Consider the following 5,984-nt stretch of genomic DNA (forward strand, 5'->3'; position numbering starts at 1 on the left):
GTTTTCAAATATCTGCACGTGGCCATGCAGCACCGTTCCGGCACCGATGAAGCAGTTCTTACCGATGATGCAGTAAGGCCCGATCTCCACATCGGGTTCTATTTCGGCCCGGGGGTCAATGATGGCTGTAGGATGCCACCGTTTAGACACTGTTGTTATCTCCTGCCTCCACTGTGACCGGGGTGGATTTATTTTCCACGAGCTTAAAGAGCATTTCACAGCTAGCCACTTCCTGCCCGTCCACGCGGGCGATCATCTGCACTTTGCCCGCGTCCCCATGTACTCTTAATAACGTTGCCTCGATAATCAACGTATCACCCGGAACGACGGGGCGCCGAAGTCTGCAGCGGTCAATGCCGCCGAGATAGGGCAACTTATGGCGATGTTCGGGGGCAAGCAGCATAATGAGACAGGCCACTTGCGCCATCGATTCGAGGATGAGAACCCCAGGCATCACTGCCTTTTCGGGGAAGTGCCCATTAAAGAAGGACTCGTTGATAGTGACGTTCTTTAACCCCACAACCCGTTCGCCGGGTTGCCATTCGATGATTTTGTCCACCAGAAGCATAGGGTATCTGTGCGGGAGCAACTGACGTATCGCTTCTATGTCCAGCACATGATTCATGCAGTTATATCTCCTTTGTAAGGCGCGTGAATGGTTCGATAGATCGCCTGCGCCAATTTTGTGTTGATGGTATGCCCTGGGCGGCGCACCGCTACATGCGCATGGAACCGGGCGCCGACAAGGGCGAGATCACCAATAAGATCGAGCAGTTTATGAGCGACCCACTCATACTCTACCCGCAAGGGGGAAGAGAAGCAATGGGGTGGGTCAATTAGGAGGGCATTTTCAAGGGTACCCCCTCGCGCAAGCCCCGCTGCCAACAGCGCCTCGACCTCCTTGCGAAAGGCGAAAGTGCGAGCCGGGGCGACGCGGTCTTTATAGAGGGCGACATGCTGAGCTCCCAACTGCAGTTCAGCAGTGGCCGTGCCCTCCGGCCAATCCTCCGAAACAAACTCCACGTATAGGCGAAGATTTGGAGCCGGGGCGCACTCGGCTACACTTTTCCCTATGGTTACCGACATCGGCGCCTGGAGATTAAAGATTGGCGCCGGCTCGGCTTGGGATACGATACCGGCCTCCATAATCGCCTCTACCCACGGCTGTGCGCTGCCATCGAGGATGGGCAGTTCAGGGCCTTCGACCTCGATCACGACGTTGTCTACTTCTAATGCGAACAGGGCAGAGAGCAGATGCTCCACCGTGCTGATACGCACGTGAGCGTTGCCAAGCGTGGTACAGCGTTGGGTATCTACCACATGCTCGGCCGTTGCAGGAACGCTTTGCCCTTTTATCCAAAAGATGCGCCCGAAGTTCGTGGGAGCAGGCCGCAGACGCACCGTGGCGGTGGCGCCCGTGTGAATGCCTGTTCCACGCACGGCGAGGGCACCGGCTAAGGTATGTTGGGAAAGCGTATCAACTGTCATTCAGTTTCGCTTCTAGCTCGGCGATTTTTTGTTCTAAACTGCGGAGGCGCTTTAGGGTGTTAGGCAGTTCGGAGATGGCGGCATACTCGCGCATTTTTGTCCAATGGGAACGCGCCGGATAGCCCGACACGGTCTCCCCTTCGGCCACATCTCCGATGACGCCGGCCTGCGCACCCACTCGGGCTTTCGAGCCAATGGCAAGATGGTCGGCAATGCCAGCCTGCCCTGCGAGAATAACGCCATCGCCTATCTTTACACTGCCGGCGATGCCCACCTGGGCTGCGATAAGGCAAGCGCGCCCTATCTGAACATTATGCCCTACATGTACAAGATTGTCAATTTTTGTGCCGTCCCCAATGCGTGTGGCCGTTGTTCGCGCTCGATCGATGCAGGTGTTTGCTCCGATCTCCACGTCGTTGCCCACCTCCACGATGCCCAGATGGGGCATTTTGCTGAGGCCTGTTGGTGTAGGCACATAGCCAAAGCCATCGGAGCCGAGCACGCAGCCGGCATGCAGAATGCACCGATGCCCAATTTTAACATTGGGATAGAGCACCACGTTGGGATAGATAAGGCAGTCGTCTCCGATGAAGCAGTCAGCCCCTATTCTAACCCCGGCCCCAATGCGCACTCGTTCTCCAATGTGCGTTCGCGGCCCGATCGTAGTGTAGGGGCCGATGGAGACCTCTTTCCCAAGAACCACTCCTTCGCCTAGAATGGCGGTGGGGTGGATGCCGGTTTCAAACGGTGGAGGGGTGGCAAAGGATTCAAGGATTTTGAGAAACCCAAGCCGTGGATTTTCGACCAGAATAAGGGGTTTGGAATCGGCAATTTGTGCCGCCAGTGCAGGGGTTGTGAGCACGGCCGTGGCCGGAGAACGAAGGGCCTTGCGAAGGAATGTGGCATTTTCGGCGAAGACCAGGTCTCCAGGTTCGGCATCTTCGATGTCGGCAACGCCGGTAATGAGAACATCCTCCGGGGCATTGTGTAGGGAGCCGTTTAATAGCTCGGCAATTTGACGCAGTGAAAGCGATAGAACACAGCTCATGGTAGGCTAGGCCCTCTTTCCTGTTGGAGTTGCGTTTTTACAAAATCGGTAGCATCGAAAGCGCCGGGGGTGCCTTGGGGCACAAGGTGCCAACCCCGTTGTTGCAAAATGGCGAGCACCTCTTGGCGAAGCGCTTGGAGGCGCATTCGGGCAAACTCGGCCCCCATCTGAGAGGTCTGCACGGCGGCATCGGTCGTTGCCTTCTGGGCGGCTTGTTTTGCCGTTGGAAAGGCTGTGCGAGACGGTGAGGGCAGCATCAGCGGCAGCGAGACGTTTGGAGGAGGGATTGAAGGGCCGGGGGGAAGCGCGAGGTTGACCTCTTGAAGGAGGGCCTGTTGATTTTCTACCGCCTGAGCAGCCTGACGTGCTATTTCTGCATCTTGCTGTTTACGATAGGCCTGCAGACGGTTTTGCAGAGCGGCCTCGATCTGTTGACGAGTTTGGGAAATGGCTTGGGCAATCTGTTGATCGGCTTGTGTAGAAAGCTGTTTACGAGCCGCTTCTACTTGGGCGATCTGTTGGGCAATAAGCCGTTGTTGTGAGAGGGCATCGAGGTGGGCTTGACTGTTGGCAAAGACGCCGGAGGTGGCACGCACCTGGGTCTGTGCGGCTATTTCGCGAAACTGAAGAAGCGTCTCCTGCCGGTTCAGTTGGGCGAGTTGGCTTTGCAGCGAGTTCATGACCTGAGCACGAATGCTATCGGAGGCCTTTTGGAGTTGCTGTTGGGCAGCGGTTTGTTGTTCCTTTTTATAGCGATTCAAGTCGAGCTGTGCGGCATCTTGAAGAGACTCGGTAAAGCGCTGCAGATAGCGCGCTGCATCGGCATTAAGCTGCTGGCGCCGCGCGGCCGCCAGCGTGGCCCCTATAGGAGGGGGGAAGACGAAAGGGGGTGGAGGGGCAGAAAAGACCACCGGCGCAACGGCAGGCATCCCTGCAGCCGATGGGGGTGTGGGTAATGCAGTTACAAAAAGCGGGAGGCCATATGGGAGAAGGGCTTGCATCCTCACGAAACAGAGTTTCGCCGAGGGGGGTTTTGGAGCGCAGCCTTCTCCCAAACAGCAAAGAAACAAGCAAGCTGTAGCGAGAGCCAGCTTCTTTTTAGTCAGAACCACCTACAGCAACACCTCCACGTCGCCCATTGTGTGAGAAGAGGCGTTACTTATTCAGAATTTTCAGCACGTCGTCGGTGCAGTCGGCCTGTGCATAGGGCGCCACGGAGTTATCGAGCACGAGCGCATAGCCCTTATCTTTGGCGACGGTCGCGATGGCATCTCGGATGTTCTTGGTGAGTTGGGCCATAGCGGCATCGAGCTTATTCTGCATATCCTGCTGGAACTGCTGCTTCAACAGATTAATTCGCGCTTCGGTCGCCTTTTCAAGGTTAAGATAGTTATCGAGAGTCTGTTTATCTTGGGGGCTTAAATTTTGGGCTTGCGATAGGCGCTGGTAGTCATCGTTGGCCTTTTTGCTCTGATCCAGCAGCTGTTGTTCCTGCTGCTTTTCGGCGGGGGTAAGCCCTGCCGGCGTGTTGGCTTTTTGCAGGAGCGTGGCTAGGGTTTTTTGGTCTTGTTCGGAGAGGAAGGGGTTGTCTGTCATAACCTGCAGCAGTTGTTGTTGCTGATTGGTTTCCGCCTGCATCTGTTCACGGTACTGCTGTACCAACTTATACTCCGTTTGAATGCGGTTCATATCAACGGAGGCGAAGCGTATATCGCCGGGGGCACTTTTGGCATCGGCGAAGGCATGGGAAAGGGAGGCCACGATGCCCCAGACAATCGCGGCCAGTACAATCCAGTACAACATGGGTCGGCTATCATTTGATCGCATAGTTTTTTCTCCTCATCAGAAAAGGATAGATTTTTCTGCTAAAACACGTTCATACGTGCAACAGATGTTCTTTCTTGCTTCAAATTCCAGGCAAGTAGGAATATCTTATCGTTATAGCTGAAGCCGGAAGGTTCTTCGTACTCGTTGGTTTTTAGTGCATCAGTTACTATTACGGAATCGCCGGCGATATGCTCCTCTGTTCGGTTTAGAAGGTAGAACCGAAACTGAAGTGGATACGGCCACCCTCACTGCCTATGCCGTAGTCGAGCCGGATAAGCCCTAACGGTGTCACAATACGCAACCCCGGGCCTACCCCGATGTAGGGATGGAAACCACGCTGTAAAAAACCATTGATGTTTACGTTGCTGTAGGGGCCGCCCCAGGCATCGCCGATATCCACAAAGAGAACACCGGTGAACTTCGGGGCGAGAGGCTGCCTCAGTTCGATGGAGGTAAGGAACTCGTACTTGCCCCAAAACCGGTCGTCACGATAGCCGCGCAGGGTGTCGGCCCCGCCCATGAAGAACTGCTCGAAGAAGGGGAGTGTGCCGGTAGAGGCTCCGACGAGCGCGCGCAGAGCCAGCACGGTTTCCGGTTTCGTGGGGTCGTTGAGCGGTCGTTGGCCGCTAAGGCTAAAGTATTGGCGTGCCTCTAAGCTGGTACGAAGAAAGTTGACGCTGCCGGTGATGGTACTGGTAACGGGGATGCCGTAGATGGTGCGAGGCGTGTTGAGGTTGGCATGGCCGATCTCGACCCCAATCTGTTGCACACCGCCTTTAGAGGGGTCGAGATAGAGGTCGCGTGTATCATGGCTGATGAAGCCGGTGACGGACACGATGGGACCGTTTTGGATGATGCTGAGGTCTTGGGGGGGGAGATTAAGCAGGTCGGTGGTTACGTTTTCGGCTCGAAGGGATAGGGAGGCGCTGTAGAAACGCCCGAAGGGGCGGGTAGCGGTGACGATGCCTCCGGCGCGTTGTTCGGTGTAGTAGTTATTTGTGATGGAGGCCGTTGTGCCAGGAATGGGTGCAATGGGGCTTGCAGCGCTTAGGGCACTGGAGAACCGATAGACCGTTTTGTCGTAAAGTTGTACATCGAGGCTGGTGTTGCGGCCACCGAGGTAGGGTTCATTGAAGTCAAGCTCAACGCTACTGCGATTGGCAATACCTCCCACCTCCCCTCGCACGGCAAGGTGTTCACCTAACCCACGAAAGTTATTATCGGATAGTTCAATAAACCCAATAAAGCGCGCCGTGTCGCTGTATCCGGCTCCGGCATGGATTTCTCCGGAGCGCTTTTCCGTGAAGTTGAGGGTGATGGCGATCTGCCCCGTTCCCACCACGGTAACGGAGGGCCGCACGTCGTCGAAAAGCCCGGTGTTGAGGAGGGCTACACGGTCTTGGGCCAGCGTATCCGTATTAAAGTAACTGCCGACGCGCGTTTTGATGACGTGCATAATATAGGACTTGCGGGTTTTGTGCAGCCCAACAAAATCGAGGCTGGCCACTTTGGCGACAATAATGTTGATGTGAAGCACGCCTGAGGCATCAATCGGCACATCTTGACTAAACGAGGCGATGTAGTGCTGCTTTTGGTAGAGGTCTATAATGGCGTTGGCATC

At 55.6% G+C, this 5,984-nt stretch carries 6 protein-coding genes and 1 pseudogene; all 7 read right to left on the reverse strand.

What is annotated here, in order from left to right:
* Nucleotides 1-150, reverse strand: a pseudogene (locus VKV29_RS15330) (acyl-[acyl-carrier-protein]--UDP-N-acetylglucosamine O-acyltransferase); the annotation flags it as partial.
* Nucleotides 143-616 carry a 3-hydroxyacyl-ACP dehydratase FabZ gene (fabZ, locus tag VKV29_RS14165; RefSeq protein ID WP_343217382.1) on the reverse strand — a complete coding sequence of 158 codons (474 nt, stop codon included), beginning with the start codon at nt 614-616 and terminating at the stop codon, nt 143-145. The gene fabZ and the pseudogene VKV29_RS15330, both read right to left, overlap by 8 nt.
* Nucleotides 617-621: 5 nt before the next feature.
* On the reverse strand, nt 622-1,488 hold the full coding sequence (gene lpxC / locus VKV29_RS14170) for a UDP-3-O-acyl-N-acetylglucosamine deacetylase (RefSeq protein ID WP_324201969.1): 867 nt from the start codon (nt 1,486-1,488) through the stop codon (nt 622-624).
* Complete coding sequence (gene lpxD, locus VKV29_RS14175; protein WP_324201970.1) at nt 1,478-2,536, reverse strand: UDP-3-O-(3-hydroxymyristoyl)glucosamine N-acyltransferase; 1,059 nt, start codon at nt 2,534-2,536, stop codon at nt 1,478-1,480. Before lpxD ends, lpxC begins: the two co-directional genes overlap by 11 nt.
* Nucleotides 2,533-3,543: a hypothetical protein gene (locus VKV29_RS14180; RefSeq protein WP_324201971.1), complete on the reverse strand. Its 1,011-nt coding sequence runs from the start codon at nt 3,541-3,543 to the stop codon at nt 2,533-2,535. The genes lpxD and VKV29_RS14180 overlap by 4 nt, the downstream gene beginning before the upstream one ends.
* Before the next feature lie 148 nt (nt 3,544-3,691).
* Nucleotides 3,692-4,363: an OmpH family outer membrane protein gene (locus VKV29_RS14185; protein ID WP_324201972.1), complete on the reverse strand. Its 672-nt coding sequence runs from the start codon at nt 4,361-4,363 to the stop codon at nt 3,692-3,694.
* A 205-nt stretch (nt 4,364-4,568) separates the two neighbouring features.
* Nucleotides 4,569-5,984: BamA/OMP85 family outer membrane protein (locus VKV29_RS14190; RefSeq protein WP_324201973.1), on the reverse strand; the 1,416-nt coding region annotated here is incomplete at its 5' end.

It is taken from the genome of Chthonomonas sp. (assembly GCF_035294165.1).
In the GTDB taxonomy this organism is placed as follows: Bacteria; Armatimonadota; Chthonomonadetes; order Chthonomonadales; family Chthonomonadaceae; genus Chthonomonas.